Consider the following 17,219-nt stretch of genomic DNA (forward strand, 5'->3'; position numbering starts at 1 on the left):
TTATTTATATTTCTTCACTGCTGCGCGGCCTCTAGAGAATTTAAATGCCTCTTCCTTAGCATTATCAAGCAAACCTTGCGCCAGCTCTTCGAGCTTTTGATTTATAATCATTTCTTTTTGAGCAAAGACTTTTCTTTCAGCGTCATTTAAGCGTTTAAGTTCACGTATTACGACTTTATGGCGCAGAGCAATTAGGGATTGAAAATCGGAGGTCGAAAAATCACTGTTTTCGAGTAACAAGCAAGCAGACAACTTGGCATTGACTGCTTGAAGAAAAAGAGGTGTATTTGTATGGCTAAGTATCGAATTCTTCACACAGCTTGTCGTTTTTGACGCTGAGCTTCATAGGCTTCCTGTTTGGCCTCTTCAGGAATTTGCACCCAAGCGTCCCGAATGGGAGTTAATAGGCTAGACACTTCATCGAGTAACTTCAAGTCATTATTAACGTGTGCATCGTTTAACCTTTGCACCATGTAATCGTACAAAGCAAACATGTTTTCTGCAACTTCACCCCCAACCTCTAAATCTAAGGTATCTCTCAGGTGCATCAAAATGGCACTCGACTTAGAAATAAAGTCAGCTTTAGTAACAAGATCTTTTCGTTCCATTGCACCTTTGGCGTAGGCAATACGATCTAGTGCGCCTTGAAGTAGCATGAGCGTAAGCTTATGCGGATCTGCAGACGCTATGTCTTGCTTTAGATTACCTTTACGGTACGCGTTAATGCCTTTAAGTGCCATAATATCTCCAAAAACTTCTTAGCCTAGTGAAGCAAGTAATGCTGAACTAGTCTGGTTGAGCTGAGCCACGGTTTGGTCTAAGTTTAAATACTTATCACGTAATATTTCTTCGTAGTTAAGCATTCTTAATTCCAGCGTTTCTCGCTCGTCGTACAAATCATCTCTATCTTCTTTTGCTGCGGTCTCGCGCAAAGTAATCAAACCACTGTATGAAGTATACTGATTAGCAAATTCATACAGCCTTACGGCAATACCTTCTTCACTGTCGGTAAATAACGATGCAATTTCATCAAAATTATCTTCTAGGGCATCTTCTAAGCGGTCTTCACCTGAGCCTAAGCCGTAGTCATTTGTACCTATCTCTAGCTTACCATCATCATCGAATTCAATACCCAGCTGAAATAACCCGCCAAGAGCAGATGAGCTCACGCTGTCACCAACAATACTGGCTAAACCCGACTGAATTCCGCGAAGTAAAGAATCGCCAGCTAATGCGCCATCTTCTTCTAATTCTGATTCACCGTAACTAGTCAGCAAACCTATTTCATCAATAAGACTGTTGTAGTTGTCAACGAAATCACGAATCTTTTTATCTAGCCCTTCTTTGTCGTAACCAATATCAAGTGACGTAGCTAAAAATTCTCCTGCTGCGTCTTTAGGAGAAATTTCATTTACTTCAAAAGACACATTTTGAATTGTATTCTCAAACTCGTTTGATTCACTCTCGACACGAATACCATCAATGTACGCTATCGCGTTTCGCGCCGATTCTATATTGGCAGTATCAATGCTAGTTGTGCCTCCGGCTGTTGATAATCTATCTAACTCAGCATTTCCGGTATCGTTAGTTATTACTAAATCGTTTCCGTTGCCCGTTTCACTTGAACTAAACACTAAGCGCGGGCCGGCGGATGTACCTGTATCTATGATATTCGCGGTTACACCAAAGTTATCATCGGCGGCGTTTATTTGCTCTCGTAACGCAGTTAATGATGTTCCAGCTGTAATATCAATAGTAAAGCTATTCGTGCCACCAACATCAAAGGTTAACGACCCAGTACCTGATGTTAAAACTGCATCCGAGCTAGATGTAAAAGCGCCTTCATCGGTAGTAATTCGACTACCGGACGCGAGCTCTTCTACAACAATTTCGTATGAACCACGAAGGGCTGAGTTCGAAGCTTCGGCAGAAAGCACGTCGTCATCTTCTGTCGGATTATTTATCGTTGGTTCACGGCCGTTAATATCAACGTCGCTGCGTAAGTCATCAACCGTATCTTTAAAATCTGAGAACTTTGACTTTATCTGACCTAAACCAGAAATCTCCGCTTCAATTTGCTCTTCTTTTTCGTTCAAACGCTCTTCTTTGGGCGCTCGCTCAGCTTCAAGAAGTTGTTGTACGAGGTCATCCAGGGCTAACCCTGAACCTACACCTAGAGATTGAATTGTCATACGTTACCTCATTAGATACGATTGTTTACGAACAAACCGATACTATCACCAACATCTTGCTGCAAATCTTGAATACGCTCGGCAATTGCTAACACTTCTTCGGAAGGAATTTGCCGTATAACGTCACCTGATTGCGAATCTTTTACCGTAACCACAGAACGTTCTGTTTCTTCATCAATAGAAAAAGCTAAATTTCTATTTTGTACTTGCAAAAACGACTCTACTTCACTTAACGCTTCCGCTAATTGTCTTTGATCCGGCGAACTAGTATCAGTATCGGCCGCCGAATCAGTTTCTTGAGATATTATTTGTCCAGCCTGGTTCTGTTGAAGCGGCGTATTACTATTACTACCTTGGGTATTATCATTTGTATGATTCGCTACGATGCCTTCAGCATTATTAACGCTTACGGGTGACGGTTTACTTTCAGGCGTAGTAGATAAATAAGCTTGAGATGCAAAAGCTTGACCAACTTGATTATTTGCAATTTCCACGACGTTATTCTCCTTTTGAAACGACAAAACGGGCCCTTGCACAAAAAGCAAGCACCCGTTACATTCCAACTAAGGTATAGTTATTATAGTATAGCTTTAGAGCCTACCCAAGCAACGAAAGCGCGGTTTGAGGGCGCTGATTTGCTTGGCTTAGCACGGAAACAGATGCTTGCTGTAATATTTGATTACGAGTCAATTCGGCTGTTTCTGATGCAAAATCAGTATCACGAATTTGCGAGCGAGCAGAAGACAAGTTTTCACTAATATTACTCAAGTTTCTAATCGTAGACTGGAAACGGTTTTGAAGCGCACCTAGGTCGGCACGAACCGCACCGATACCTGAAATCGCTGCATCAATATCAGTTAGTAGAGCAGATGCTCCCGACGCTGTAGCAACACTATTCTCAGTGATCCCCAACCCGGTAGCGCTGAAGCCACTGATTGAACCTAGGTTTGTCGATGACAGATTAACAGAAATAGTCTGACCTGCATTTGCCCCAACGAGGAAAGATGCCGAAAAGCTACCGTTTAGAAGTGTTACATTACCGAATTGCGTATCGGTCGCGATTCGAGAAATCTCCGTTCTAAGCGCAGACACTTCTTTTTGAAGCGCCAATCTATCGGCTGATGAATTAATACCGTTTTGAGATTGAATCGAAAGAGTACGAATACGCTGTAAGCTGGTTGTTACCTCGCTTAATGCGCCTTCGGCAGTTTGCGATAATGAAATTGCATCATTTGCATTTCGCACCGCTTGGTTCAAGCCTTCAACTTGAGACGTTAGACGGTCTGAAATTTGAAGACCTGCCGCATCATCTGCAGCACTATTAATTCGAAAACCTGAAGACAATCTTTCATAAGATGTACTCAAGTTATTACCCACGTCAAAAAGCTGACGTTGAGCATTTAAAGAAGACACATTGGTGTTTACAAATAAAGACATTAGATAACCTCCTGCGGAATTAATGACAGCTGTGCTAACATCAATTCCTTCCAGTTCAAATTAGCTGGGTCACTACTCCCTGCTAATTTCCTCATATAAAGTAAATTACATTACCCCTCAACAATAGGTATCGGCCAAGTCTTTAGCTTCTTTAGTTTTTTTTGTGTTTATTTTTATTTCCATTCACCATCCGACAAAATATAAATCTAAATAACTGAAATAAAACAACTTTTAATAGGTGGCTTTATTTACAATGATTTGCAAGTTTTACCCAGATGTACGCGAAAAAAGGCATTCGTGAATAGGAAAATGGATCTCCACTTATAAATGGAACTTACAAATAGGATTGATTACTTGAAACGAAGAATAGAGATTAATTTAGTAATGCTGAGATATGGATTTCGATAATAGACTTTAGGTTTAGATACTTGGCATGAAAGGTGCTTTTATTAAATTGAACTATTGATGTTGCTCAAGTTAATAGTCTGAAATTTGGCGGGATGTGTCGGCATAAAATAAAAAAGGCCGAGACATTAAATCTCGGCCAATTTGCCCACGTTAGGAGATGAGCAAATTCAGTTCTAGTCGGCTGGCAGGGTTTTAGTAGAATAAACTGGCCTCTCAACCAACCCTTCTACACTCTCAGTCCTGTTAGTCGGCGCTTTCTCAAAGGGGGCGGCCTTTTTACAAGGCCGCCATTCCTTCTCTTCGGGGATGGCCTCTCAATTCCTTCCCAAATTAAACGCTTTTATAACTTACTGTAGTAATGATAATGCAGCTTGCGGACGCTGGTTAGCCTGGGCAAGTACGGTAGTGCTTGCTTGTTGTAAAATTTGATTCCGGCTTAGTTCTGCCGTTTCGGTGGCAAAATCTGTATCTTTGATTTGCGATCTTGCCGCTGATACATTTTCAGAAATGTTACTTAAATTTCTGATAGTAGATTGAAAGCGGTTTTGAAGCGCACCTAAATCTGCACGAAGACCACCCATTGCTGATATAGCAGTATCAACAGCAGTTAGAAGCCCTGAAGCTCCCTCAGGTGTTAATACATTATCATCTAAAATATTTAGACCTGTAGCGCTAAACCCATCAATTCCGGCTCTAGCTAACGCTGGCGTAGATAAGTTAACTGAAATAGTTTGTCCCGCGTTCGCACCCACCAAAAACTTGGCTGAGAAATCACCTGAAAGTACTTCAACACCAGCAAACTGCGTTGTAGTAGCAATACGAGAAATTTCGGCTCTTAATGCAGATACTTCTTTCTGCAACGCTAAACGGTCTGCAGAAGAGTTAATTCCGTTTTGAGATTGGATAGCAAGGGTTCGAATTCGCTGTAAAGCAGTAGTCGTTTCTTGCATAGCACCTTCTGCTGTTTGAGCAAGAGAAATACCGTCGTTTGCGTTTCGCACTGCTTGGTTCAAACCTTGAATTTGAGACGTCATACGGTCAGTAATCTGCAAGCCAGCTGCATCATCAGCTGCACTATTAATTCTAAAACCTGACGATAAACGTTCAAAAGCTGTGTTTAGGTTGTTACCTGTGTTGAACAGTTGACGCTGTGCGTTCAACGATGAAATATTTGTATTTACGAATAGACTCATGAGAGGTCTCCTAACTAGTTTAAGTTTGCGCTATTGCTTTTCTTATTTGCGCGAGTTAATTAATATTTTGGCATAGCTTGTGCTTCTTTAAATCGTTAGAGTGAAAACTCTGACGCTTTAACGGGTCACTCCCGATGAAGCATGTAATACACAGAGAAGGTATCTTCTCTTTTGCTGACTGACGGGTTTGATGTTCCAGACCTCAAACCTCTCACTACCTCCTGGCTTCATTCTCGCCAGTCAGCAGCTTTAAACACTCATTCAGCAAACTTAACTCTTTATCGACTTACCCCACCATTTCCTTTAGAACTTTTTGAAATGATTTTTAAAGCTTCAACTCACTGATTAAAATCAAATAAACTAAAACTGGCAAACAAATAAAACATCTTATCGAGCACATAAAACAACTTTCAACTGCAACTTTTAGGTGCTTAAGGAAAGGAATTAACATTTACCTCCCCTTTGTTATAGTTATCGTACGTGCCATTCATTTCCTTTAGCTTTATTTGCTATTAATTTGTATTTTATTTGTCAGTTGTACTCTCGAAAACAACAAAAAAAAGGCCGATTAAATAATCGGCCTTTTTATATATTGTTTTACAACACTTTTTTAAGACTTGAGGTTCACTACCCCCTAGCTTCAATCTCGCGTAAATAGCTTATTAAACTATTACCCTAGTAACTGAAGTGCAGCCTGTGGACGCTGGTTCGCTTGCGAAAGTACAGTAGTACTTGCTTGTTGTAAGATTTGATTACGCGTTAATTCAGCTGTTTCCGTAGCGAAATCTGTATCTTTGATTTGCGAACGTGCAGCTGCTACGTTTTCAGAAATGTTACTCAAGTTTCTAATAGTAGACTGGAAGCGGTTTTGAAGTGCACCTAAGTCGGCACGCAAACCACCCACAGCAGATATTGCAGTATCGATACTCGCCAACATGCTAGATGCATTCTCGCTAGTTAATACATTATTATCTGCACCAGTAATGTTTAAACCAGTCGCACTGAAACCATTAACACCCGCATTGCTTAACGGCGTAGTTGAAAGGTTCACTGAAATCGTCTGGCCAGCGTTAGCACCTACTAAGAATTTAGCAGAGAAATCGCCCGATAAAATCTCAACACCAGCAAATTCTGTCGTTGTTGCGATTCTCGAAATTTCAGTTCGAAGTGCTGAAACTTCTTTTTGAAGTGCCACACGGTCAGCTGAGCTGTTGATACCGTTTTGTGATTGTATTGCTAGTGTACGGATACGTTGAAGTGCAGTTGTTGTCTCAGACAACGCGCCTTCAGCGGTTTGCGACAGTGAAATCGCATCGTTTGCATTTCGAACAGCTTGGTTAAGACCTTGTACTTGTGAAGTCATTCGGTCAGTAATTTGTAGACCTGCCGCATCATCAGCTGCGCTGTTGATACGAAAACCGGAAGACAAACGTTCAAATGATGTGCTTAGCGCATTACCCGAATCGAATAATTGACGTTGGGCATTCAATGAGGAAACATTGGTATTGACGAACATAGACATAAAGTCTCTCCTACACTCTCAGTCCAGCGTGAGCTGGCTGCCGGGGATCCGGCTATTGCATTTTAATAGACACCAATACCTGAGGGGTAATTGATGAACTGGCTCTCTCAGTGCTTGTATCGACTAAACAGCATATGTCTTTAGAGAAAAATACAAAATTTGCCGTCACGCGGTATAAAGTTGCCGTTTAGCGGCGTGTAAGGATCAGTTTTTTATGAAGTATTTGGATTGAACAAAAAATTAGAAAATAAATACAACGCTGCGCATAACCGTAATAAAACGTTTATATCTTGGCTGTTTTAACTAGTAAGTACTTTCGATGCGGTATCCATGTTATATCTTGCGTAGAAACACCGAAAAATCGTATTGTAAATTTTTTAGGGAGAATGACTATTTCATTGCTGGAGTAGATTGGGGTGGGAATAACCTATCGACACAGGTTTGGTATTTATAGACAACCAAACCCGCGTTTACCTAGCGACTATTTCAGGAATGACTAATTTATTAAATAAAATTAAACAACGATAAATTAGAAACTTGGGGAAACGTAGTTAATGCAGCATTCAATGCTGTTTCTTGTTTAGCAAATTCAGCCGAGGCTTCCGCGTAATCTACATCTTGTATAGAAGACCGAGACGCTTTTGCGGCAATTTCCATATCTAAATTTGTTTCATAAGTAGATTCAGCAATATTCAAACGGCTACCGATTGAAGCTCTTTCCAATGAAATGATTTCTAATCCATTGTCTAGCCCCACCAAGGTATCAGAAATTGATTCTTGTAACGCGGTATTATCAATGGTGCTGTCCATGAGTATGGTTTGAATTTCATGAATAGATTGCGCCATACTTTTTTTCTCAGGTGCATCTAAACTAAAATTAATGGTATCGCCTACTGCGGCTTCGGCTTCAAACCTCATTCCCTTGATTGTAAAAGGGCTACCAGAAGTGAAATCGACGGTATCTACTACCGCGCCGGTACCAGTATTGGTGAGTTGCGCCTCACCTGAAGCTAAAAACTCTATCTGATAATCGTTATTTGCACTGGTTACTGGATCATAGTTTTTATCAAAAAAAGTATCGAACGTTCCTTGCTCACTAATAGTGGCGTGCTCTAAATCGGTAACGGAGCTTCCACTTACCGAAAAATTATATCGAGCGAGTACATTTTCAAATACTTCGTAACCATTGCTGGTAGATTGAATTTTCGAACTATTCGACAGTGAAATAAAACTAACGCCCGCATCACCAGAGAAACTAATCGCATTTCCCACTGCAGCAGGGTTGTAGGTATACGCTTGGTTTGCCGACTGATAACCTGCATAAATGAAGTTGCCGTTGGCGTCTTGCGTGTTCATCAAATCTACAAGCTCTAACTTTATTTGCTCTAACTCTGCGCCTATCGCTCTTTTATCAGGGTCGTCAAGAATCCCCGAACCCGCTTGAATCACGAGGGTACGTGCCCTATTAATGGAGTTCGTAATATTAGTCAGTACCGCTTCTTGCTGTTCTAACGACCCTGTAACTAAATCATTATTGCGCTGAAATTGGGTAAGACCATCAATTTCTTCCGTTAAGCGCAACACCTGTGCAGCACCCACGGGATCATCTTTTGGCGTAAGAATGCGTTTTCCGGTAGCAAGTTGCTCCTGAGTAGTCACTAAGCCATCTTGGTTTTCCATGATAGAGCGAATACTTTGATCGTAAACTTGACTGGTTGATATACGCATAATCTATTACCTCGCAGCACTTAATATGGTGTCGAACAACTCTTGTGCGGTAGTTAATATTCTCGCCGCAGCAGAATAAGATTGTTGAAATTTAATTAAATTAGACGCTTCTTCATCCAAACTTACACCCGAGATAGACTCGAACCAGTTTTCTGACTGTGCTTTCATTGCTTCAGCAGAAGCTAGCGAGATATCTGCCAGTGCAGCTTCTTCGCCCACACGTCCTACCATAGAGGCGTAAGCATCTTGAAACGTACGTGGTGCATTAGTAGATTCACTACTCACTTGTACTAAAGCTTCACTTTGCAATTCGGTCATCGACAGCGCATTGCTGTTGTCATTAAAGCCATCTGTGTTGAAGCTTATAGAGAAGCTATCGCCTGCTTTTGGTACGCCATCTAAACTCATGTCATAACCTGGATAATCGTCTAAAGCAGAAAACTCCGCAGGCCATGCTGGGCCCGTTCCATTTGTTTTTGCTTGCGCAAGCAAGTTACTTAAATCGGTTACACCGCTCACTGTAGTGATAACGTTAGGTGGCGACTCACCATCAAGCACCTCATAACTATCCGTAGCGGTAAACACTATTTGTGCTGGCGCGCCAAATGATGTACTTGGTGAACTTGCCAAATCATGTATTCCACCGGCACCATCAAAAGCAGATTGTTCAGCGCCACCACCCACCTCTGTATTGGATATAGTTACGCCGCTGACATTTGCACTGCCTAGATTGGTGGAGTCTGCTTGCGCCCTTACTGGTGCGGCAAATGCCAAATCTTCTGGTCTATTTGTCGCAAGCTCTATTGAAGAAGCAATCGTTTTTGTTGGCTGAATTAAGAATTCATTGCCTACTGTATAGGTAGACGTGCCGGAAAACTCTACTTCAATGCCGCCGGGTAGCTCATTAAAACCACTTGTTACCGCGTAATTCTCAATAACAAGATCATCGCCAGCACCGTCTTTTTTGATGCTGCCATCAGGGTTCAAAAAGCTTATCGTTATTTCACTGGGAACGCCGGCAGATACTGCAGTGACTTCAATTTTATAATCGGCATCGCTTAGTTCAGACCCTTTGCCCTCTATAAGCTGTCCTGTTATTTTATAATCGCCATCGGTACCTTCGTAAGCAAACCCTTGGAATTCTGGTATTTCGAAAATATTACCACCAAGTTGGCCATCTAAATCCATACCTAGCTTATTCTGAGAATTTACCGCATCGGCAAAAGCCACAGATATTTGCCCAACGTCGCGCATGGCAGGGCCAAGTACTTCATCTCTATACCGGAATAGACCACCTAAACTGCCGCCAATATCGCTTTCTATAACACGTAAAGAAGTATCTTGTTTGGTCGATGAACCAAAATCAGTTTCAAGGGTAATAACCTTGGTTGAAAAATCAGCTTCACTGTTAACTTCAAACAAGTTAAAGGCGCCATTTTCTAAAATAAGTGATTCACCGGACGTTAAATTTACGGTAACGGCACCGTTTTGGGTTTTACTGTCTTTAACATCAATGCTCATAATAGAAGCGAGTTCTTCAATCGCGTTATCACGCTCATTTAACAACGCACTCGGTTCATCACTCGTGCCATTACCTTTGGCAACAATAATACTTTTATTTAAATCGCCAATAGCGCCAATCAAGCTATTCGCTCTTTCCACCATTGAGGTAAATTCTAAATTTAGCTCTTCTTCTCTATCTAACATGTAATCAGATAATGTCTGCATGCGATGATAAAGCGACTCTGACTTACTTAAGACCTGCTCTCGAGAGGCTAAATTTGTTGGATCGTCGGCGGCGGTATGTAATGCAGCAAAATATTCACTAATACCTTGAGATAACGAATTCGATTCACTGGCTAAGATATTATCAATTGCAGAAGTTTTATTAGAGAACGTCGACAGTTCGCCAACTGAAGTTATATCTCTGCGCAATTGATTTTGAGCAAACACATCAATAACACGCTCGGTATTACCAATCTCTACGCCATAAACATCATTGTTGAGAATTTCGGTACGTTGTCTTACGTACCCTTCGGTATTCACATTCGCAATGTTGTTACTGGTGGTTTGCAGTAATTTGCTACTGGCGTTAACACCGCTAGTGGCAAGGGAGAATAAGTCTACTGTGCTCATAATTAATATTCCCTTTGCATTACGGCATTAAGCCGTTAAGCCTATCGCTGTTATACACCGCCATTATCTTACTGGCGTAATTTGGATCTGTTGCATACCCAGCACTTTGTAGCTCACGGGCATAACTATGGGCATCAGAGGCTTGTTCCACCGCTTGCTGATAGCGCGGCTGGGTTACAATAAAGCGACCATAATCATCCACCGCTTCTTCTAATGAACCATAGGCGCGGAATGCGGCTTTTTGCTTTTGTGGAATACCACCATTAAATTCGAGTGTATCGACAACCGCTTGTTCGCCCTTCCACTGTGAATTCGCTTTAATACCAAAAAGATTATGCGAACTTTCACCGTCGGCGTTGTGAATAACAAACTTACCCCAGCCGGTTTCAACTGCGGCTTGCGCAATAATGGCTTTTGCGTCCATCCCGTACTTTGCGGCCACTTGTTCAGCGTAAGGACGTAGGGTTTCAACAAAGTCTTCAGGGCTATCGAACATGCTATCTTTCGTGGCCGATTGAACCCCTTTAGATTCAGACGCGAGTACGGTTTCTTGGGCTTGCTCTGTGGCGATAACTCGGTCGCGGTTTAACGAACTTAAATTACCATCACTACGAATAACGCTGGCAGGTAAATAGCTGTCTTCAGATTGCCCCATTTGTTTAACGATAATATCGGCCAAGCCCATACCGCCACCTGAAGTTAAATCGGTAGCGAGTTGTTGGTCGTGCATGTCACGATAAAACTTAACTTGCTGGGAATTAAACGGGCTATCTTCATCGGCTAGCGCATCTTGTGCTTTACGCATCGACTTCAACATCATCTGCACGAATATGGCTTCAAATTGCTCTGCCGCTTCTTGCAGTACATCTTCATCGCCAGACGCTATGGCTTCGCGCATTTTATTAATGCTGCCAAGATCGTGGACGTTACGCGCCATATCGAGCTGATTTTTTGAGCTGAAAGCTTCCATTAGATGATCACCAATTCACCATGAAGCGCACCGGCTTGTCTTAAGGCCTCTAAGATAGCCATTAAATCGCCAGGGGCTGCCCCGACTTCATTCACCGCACGTACTAGCTGATCGAGTGTCACCCCAGGTTCAAATGAAAACATGCGACTGTCGGCTAAGTCCACATCCACAATAGATTGGGTGGTAACCACAGTTTCGCCATCTGCAAATGCATTGGGCTGAGTAACTTGTTGGTTTTCAGAAATAGTTACCGTTAAACCACCATGGGTAATAGCAGCCGGCAGTAAACGTACGTCTCGACCTATAACAATAGTGCCTGTGCGGCTATTAATGACTACCCGTGCTGGCGCATCTGCTGGAGTAAATTCAAAATTTTCCAGTGTGGCCAAAAAGCCCACTCGCTGACCAATATCTCTTGGCGCCGATACTCGCACTGATGCAGCATCGATAGGTGTGGCAATGGAGTAGCCTTTTTCTGGCTGTGCACCTAATCGCTCATTTATCACATCGGCTAACGCTTTTGCTGTGGAAAAATCAGGATAGTGCAGATTCAGTGTTAATGAGTCGCCGTTAGCAAAGCCGCTTGGTACGGCTTGCTCTACCATAGCGCCATTAGGAATACGGCCAACCGTTGGGGTATTCACCACAATACGAGAACCGTCGCCACCTTGTGCGCCGAAACCGCTCACAACTAAACTGCCTTGTGCCACCGCATAAACTTTGCCATCTACACCGCGAAGGAAGGTTTGCAAAAGAGTACCGCCTTGTAAGCTGCTCGCTTCGCCTACTGACGACACAGTAATATCGATGGTTTGGCCTGGCTTGGTAAAAGCGGGCAATTCTGCGTGAACCGCTACCGCGGCTACGTTTTTAATTTTGGGTTTGGTGTTAGAGTCTAAGCTAATGCCGAAGTTACTTAACATGGTACGGAAGCTTTGTTCGGTAAACGGACTTTGCTCACCTGTGCCTGGTAAGCCAACCACTAAACCGTAACCTACCAATTGGTTGCTTCTCACCCCTTGGATACTGGCCAAGTCTTTAATGCGCTGTGCATTAGTATTGCCAGACAACACTAATGATAATGCGATAAGTACCACTGAAAACAAACGCATAAATATTCTCCTAGCCCCGCTTAAAGCGGCCACCATGATGATGTGAAAAACTTGGTTAGCCAGCCTTTTTCTTGCGCGCTGGCAAAAGAGCCCGTGCCGCTATATTGAATTCGGGCGTTAGCTATTTTTGTAGAAAGCACTTCATTTTCGGGGCTAATGTCAGATAAACGAATGATGCCGGTTAAACGAATATATTCGTCGCCATGATTCAGCGTAAGCCATTTTTCACCGCGAATAACAAGATTGTCATTAGGCAAAACTTCCACCACAGTCACCGATATATTTCCCGATAAGCTGTTGCTTTGATTGGATTCCGCATCCCCTTCAAATTCGTTTGAAGAGCTCACACCGAGTTGAACAGATTGCCCACCGATATTCAGCGCCTGCCCACCTAGCCCAGTGATGGTGTCTAAATCTACCGTGGTATCTTTTGAAGTAGAGGTACCTGCAGATTTACTCGCATTTGTATTTTCACTTAGCGTGATAGTGATAATGTCACCAACACGCCTTGCCGTCATATCTGAATATAAGCTATTAGCCATATAAGAGCGAAACAGCGAACCATCTTCTACAATCTTCTCACGAGGATAATCGGGTACAACGGGGGCAAACGACGGGTCGTTTGCTTGTACCGGTGGCTGGTTAGTGCTTGCGCAACCTGCCAAAATGGCCACTGAGAGATAAAGTCCGATAATTCGCATAACATTACTCACTAAAGTTGCTGAATGACTTGTCCAAGCATCTGATCCACCGATGAAATCACTTTCGAGTTCATCTCGTACAAACGCTGACTCTCAATCAAATTGACCAGCTCTTCGGTCACGTTCACGTTAGAAGTTTCCAACGTCCCCTGAGCAATAGTGCCGATACCTTGAAGGCCTGGCACGCCTTGAATAGGTGCGCCGCTTGATGCGGTTTCAACGTAAAGGTTCTGACCAATAGGCTGTAGACCTGTTGGATTAATGAAATCTGATAGATTCATTTGTCCTAGCACCTGCGGCTCTGCTTGGCCTCGAATAGACACGCTAATCTCGCCATCTTGCGAAATGGTGATTTGCTGCGCATCTTCTGGAATAGCCACTTCAGGTTGCAGTAAAAAACCAGCGCCGGAGGTCACAATTTGACCTTGGTCATTCATTGAAAACTGTCCATTTCTTGAATAAGCAATGCTGCCGTCAGGCTGCAGTATCTCGAAGTAGCCGCGACCTTGAATAGACATATCAAGCGCGTTTTCCGTGGTCAGCAAGTTTCCTTGGGTATGGGCTTTTTGGGTTGAAACTACCTTTGAACCAGAACCTAACATAAGGCCTGATGGTAATTCGGTATCAGCTGATGAGCGGCCACCAGGTTGGTTTATATTCTGATAAAGCAAGTCTTCAAAAATTGCTCTGTCTTTTTTAAAGCCTACCGTTGATGCGTTAGCCAGGTTGTTCGATACCACCGCGACATCTGTTTGTGCGGCATCTAGACCTGTTTTACTTATCCACAATGCTGGGTGCATGGCGCCCTCCTAACCTTTAATGTTCGTACAGCGAAATTGTTAACTATTCTAAAGAATACGTAATAGCTGATTGCCGCGAGAATCTAGTTCGTCGGCTTGCTTCATCATTTTTACTTGAAGTTCGTAATGGCGCTGAAGGCTAATCATGTTAACCATTTCTTCAACGGCGTTTACGTTCGAGCCTTCAAGCATCCCCGACATCACTTTTACCCCCGCGTTCGCTGGGGCTATGGTGCCGTCTTCCATTCTGAATAAACCATCAGTGCCCCGTTCCATATCGGCATAGTTCGGGCTAACCAGCTTTAATCTTCCCACGTTTTCAATTACGTTCTCAGGCGCACCAAGCTGTCTCATAGACAGGGTGCCGTCCATTCCGATATCTAAATTATCTAGTGGTACAGGTAAAAAGATTGGGCCGTTGTCACCTAAAACTGGGCGGTTATGTACATCTGTCAAAATACCGTCGTCACCTAACTTGAAATTACCGTCTCGAGAATAAGCTTCTTGCCCATTATCGTCTTGCACGGCAAACCAACCATCGCCTTGAATAGCAACGTCTAAATCACGTCCTGTTTGCATCATAGGGCCGGATTCGTAATTATTTGACGGACTTTCGGTCATTGAAAAAACGCGAGACGGCAAACCTTCGCCGTAGGCAGGCATTGACCTTGCCTGTTCAAGCTGAGCTCTAAACCCAGTTGTTTGCGCGTTGGCCAAGTTATTGGCACGTAGCCCAGTACCTAAAAGGTCTTGAGAGGCACCGCTGGCAGCAATGTAGAGAAGTTTGTCCATGACTGACTTTTGACTCTGGTTAAACCATATACAGGTTTTGCAATCCCAGTGCCAACATGCACAAATAGAAGTGGATACAAAAAAACCGCAACAAGGTTGCGGCTTTATTAGTGAAGCATCGAAAGTTATCGGATGTTCAGGATAGTCTGGTTAAGTGAGTTATTCACTTCAAGCGCTCGAGAGTTAGCCTGGAAGTTCCGCTGTGCAATAATCATATCGATAAGCTCAGTGGTTAGGTTAACGTTAGCTTGCTCAAGTGCTGATGAATTAATTTCACCAAACGTACCAGTAGTCGCTTCACCCGCTAAGGCTTCACCTGAAAGAATACTTTCTTTCCACTCGGTGCTGCTTTGCTGCGTTAGGCCTTGCTCATTGGAGAATCTCACTAAGGCCACACGCACGATGGGTTCTGACGTACCGTTTGAGAACGTGGCTCGAACCAAACCATCTGGGCCAATATCAATACCTGTTAATCGACCTACTGGCAAACCATCTTGTTCCAGTGAAGTCACTTCAAACGCTGAGGCGTATTGCGTAGGCTCAATGGTAGTGGCATTGGAAGGGTCTAAGTTAAAATCAATACTGATTTGCTGAGTAGCATCAGCACCATTTGATAACGCCGAACCTAGTGCTTCAGTGGTTAACTTATAATCGGTAGTCTGAATGCCATCTGGTGATTCAATACCAACAAAGTCACCGCCTTGAGAAAACACTAATTTTGCCGCACTAACACCGTTACCCGTGTTGGTTCCCAGCGAGTTAACAGCAGTACCAGGGTCGGAATTTGAATCATCAGAATTCACTAAATCAGTAAGCTGGTCGTCTACCGCCGTTGCTACATACCATTCGTTATCAGCTGCTTGGTCTTTTACGAAGTAGTAAGTCATTATATGGCTATCGCCTAATGAATCATAAACCGTAACAGATGTCGCCGCGTTGTACGTTAACGGATCTTCAGGGTCAAAAGCGGCCGGATCTAGACCTGCATCTCCAGCAGGTAGATTCATTCGAAGGTCAACTTCTGACGTTTGCGCAGGCGAACCTGATGAGTCTGGTATTTGAACTGGTTCAGTGGTACTTAGTGCTACCGAAGAGCTGGTAGAGTCTGAGTTTACAGGGAAACCAAGTAACAAATCACCGTTACTATTAACCACGTAGTTGTCGTCATCTAGCTTAAACTGACCCGCTCGAGTAAATGAAAAATCTCGTGAGGTTTCATCTGGAACAGTGGCAAAGAAACCGTTTCCAGTAATGGCTAAATCAAGTGCAGTATTGGTGAACTGTAAGCTACCTTGAGAAAACTGCTGAGCGACGTCTTGTGTCAAAACACCGTCGCCCACCTTGGTTTTACTTCCCGCCAATAATGAAGTGGCATACACGTCGCCGAACTCAGCACGTGACTCTTTAAAACCAACGGTATTTACGTTTGCGATGTTATTCGCGGTTACATCTAAATCTTTCTGTGCGGCAGCTACGCCACTTAGTGCAATATTAAAAGACATGCTTTTCTCTCCTGCTAACTGCCGATTTGAATAACGTCGTCTAGACTAATGCTGACTTCGCCATCTAAATTTAAAATTACGCCTTGGCCGCTGCCGGCCAAGCTAACACTTCCTACATGACGATTAATGGCAGTATTCAATTGAACGCCTTCACCGTTTAATTCGCCTGTGGCACTGATTACGTAGTCGCCCGCTGGCATATCATTGCCTTGGGTATCTTTACCATCCCATTCAAATTGAATGTTACCGGCCGCTTGCGTGCCAGCGTCAATGGTTTTAATTACTTCACCGTATTGATTTTCAACGGTGATAGTCATGTTCTGTACACTTTGCTCGTTAACCACAACCCCAGAGACACCTGCAGCTTCACTGCCCATATGCCCGACATTGCCCTGAACCAATACGTTTTGCCCAATCAAACTTGATGCTTGTAACGCTTGGTTAGATGTCATTGATGCGGCAAATGATTCGAATTTATCATTTAGCTGAGATATACCATCAGCCATGGTAAATGAGGTCATTTGCGCAACCATCTGGTCGTTATCTACCGGTTTAGTAGGATCCTGATTTGCTAATTGCTCGGTTAGCATGGCAAAAAAGTCTTCTTGCGAAAGCTGTTGCTCTGTCCCATCGACAACCGGAACAGTCTCTTCCTGCCAATAAAGCTCGTTGTTCAGGCCAGTGGTGTTGTTAATTGTGGTCACAGTATTTTCCTCACATTACCTA

General features: G+C 43.2%; 16 protein-coding genes. All 16 read right to left on the reverse strand.

Annotated elements, in window-relative coordinates; genetic code table 11:
* Window positions 1-315 (reverse strand): hypothetical protein, encoded by a 315-nt coding sequence (locus Q4561_RS15385; protein ID WP_303461761.1) that lies wholly within the window; start codon window positions 313-315, stop codon window positions 1-3.
* Window positions 312-740 (reverse strand): flagellar export chaperone FliS, encoded by a 429-nt coding sequence (gene fliS, locus Q4561_RS15390; RefSeq protein WP_303461763.1) that lies wholly within the window; start codon window positions 738-740, stop codon window positions 312-314. The genes Q4561_RS15385 and fliS overlap by 4 nt, the downstream gene beginning before the upstream one ends.
* Window positions 741-758: 18 nt before the next feature.
* Entirely contained in the window at window positions 759-2,192 is a 1,434-nt protein-coding gene (fliD, locus tag Q4561_RS15395) for a flagellar filament capping protein FliD (protein WP_303461764.1), read from the reverse strand.
* Window positions 2,193-2,203: 11 nt separating this feature from the next.
* Window positions 2,204-2,686 (reverse strand): flagellar protein FlaG, encoded by a 483-nt coding sequence (locus tag Q4561_RS15400; protein WP_303461766.1) that lies wholly within the window; start codon window positions 2,684-2,686, stop codon window positions 2,204-2,206.
* 103 nt (window positions 2,687-2,789) lie between these two features.
* On the reverse strand, window positions 2,790-3,629 hold the full coding sequence (locus Q4561_RS15405) for a flagellin (RefSeq protein ID WP_303461768.1): 840 nt from the start codon (window positions 3,627-3,629) through the stop codon (window positions 2,790-2,792).
* 755 nt (window positions 3,630-4,384) lie between these two features.
* The gene (locus Q4561_RS15410) at window positions 4,385-5,230 is read right to left on the reverse strand and encodes a flagellin (RefSeq protein WP_303461769.1); all 846 of its coding nucleotides are present in this window, start codon (window positions 5,228-5,230) and stop codon (window positions 4,385-4,387) included.
* 670 nt (window positions 5,231-5,900) lie between these two features.
* Complete coding sequence (locus tag Q4561_RS15415; protein WP_303461771.1) at window positions 5,901-6,752, reverse strand: flagellin; 852 nt, start codon at window positions 6,750-6,752, stop codon at window positions 5,901-5,903.
* Between the two features lie 504 nt (window positions 6,753-7,256).
* A complete protein-coding gene (flgL, locus tag Q4561_RS15420; protein WP_303461773.1) occupies window positions 7,257-8,480 on the reverse strand; it encodes a flagellar hook-associated protein FlgL in 1,224 nt (407 codons plus the stop codon).
* Window positions 8,481-8,486: 6 nt separating this feature from the next.
* Complete coding sequence (flgK, locus tag Q4561_RS15425) at window positions 8,487-10,616, reverse strand: flagellar hook-associated protein FlgK (protein ID WP_303461775.1); 2,130 nt, start codon at window positions 10,614-10,616, stop codon at window positions 8,487-8,489.
* Window positions 10,617-10,635: 19 nt separating this feature from the next.
* Entirely contained in the window at window positions 10,636-11,586 is a 951-nt protein-coding gene (flgJ, locus tag Q4561_RS15430) for a flagellar assembly peptidoglycan hydrolase FlgJ (protein WP_303461777.1), read from the reverse strand.
* Window positions 11,586-12,698: a flagellar basal body P-ring protein FlgI gene (locus tag Q4561_RS15435; protein WP_303461778.1), complete on the reverse strand. Its 1,113-nt coding sequence runs from the start codon at window positions 12,696-12,698 to the stop codon at window positions 11,586-11,588. Before Q4561_RS15435 ends, flgJ begins: the two co-directional genes overlap by 1 nt.
* Before the next feature lie 20 nt (window positions 12,699-12,718).
* Window positions 12,719-13,399, reverse strand: a complete 681-nt coding sequence (flgH, locus tag Q4561_RS15440; protein WP_303461780.1) for a flagellar basal body L-ring protein FlgH — start codon at window positions 13,397-13,399, stop codon at window positions 12,719-12,721.
* Between the two features lie 11 nt (window positions 13,400-13,410).
* Window positions 13,411-14,199, reverse strand: a complete 789-nt coding sequence (gene flgG, locus Q4561_RS15445) for a flagellar basal-body rod protein FlgG (RefSeq protein WP_303461782.1) — start codon at window positions 14,197-14,199, stop codon at window positions 13,411-13,413.
* A gap of 48 nt (window positions 14,200-14,247) precedes the next feature.
* Window positions 14,248-14,991, reverse strand: coding sequence for a flagellar basal body rod protein FlgF (locus Q4561_RS15450; protein ID WP_303461784.1), 744 nt, complete (start codon window positions 14,989-14,991; stop codon window positions 14,248-14,250).
* A gap of 125 nt (window positions 14,992-15,116) precedes the next feature.
* Window positions 15,117-16,493, reverse strand: coding sequence for a flagellar hook protein FlgE (flgE, locus tag Q4561_RS15455; RefSeq protein ID WP_303461785.1), 1,377 nt, complete (start codon window positions 16,491-16,493; stop codon window positions 15,117-15,119).
* A gap of 14 nt (window positions 16,494-16,507) precedes the next feature.
* A complete protein-coding gene (flgD, locus tag Q4561_RS15460; RefSeq protein WP_303461786.1) occupies window positions 16,508-17,197 on the reverse strand; it encodes a flagellar hook assembly protein FlgD in 690 nt (229 codons plus the stop codon).
* Window positions 17,198-17,219 lie beyond the last annotated feature (22 nt).

This window comes from Alteromonas sp. 1_MG-2023 (assembly GCF_030547075.1).
Lineage (GTDB): Bacteria > Pseudomonadota > Gammaproteobacteria > Enterobacterales > Alteromonadaceae > Alteromonas.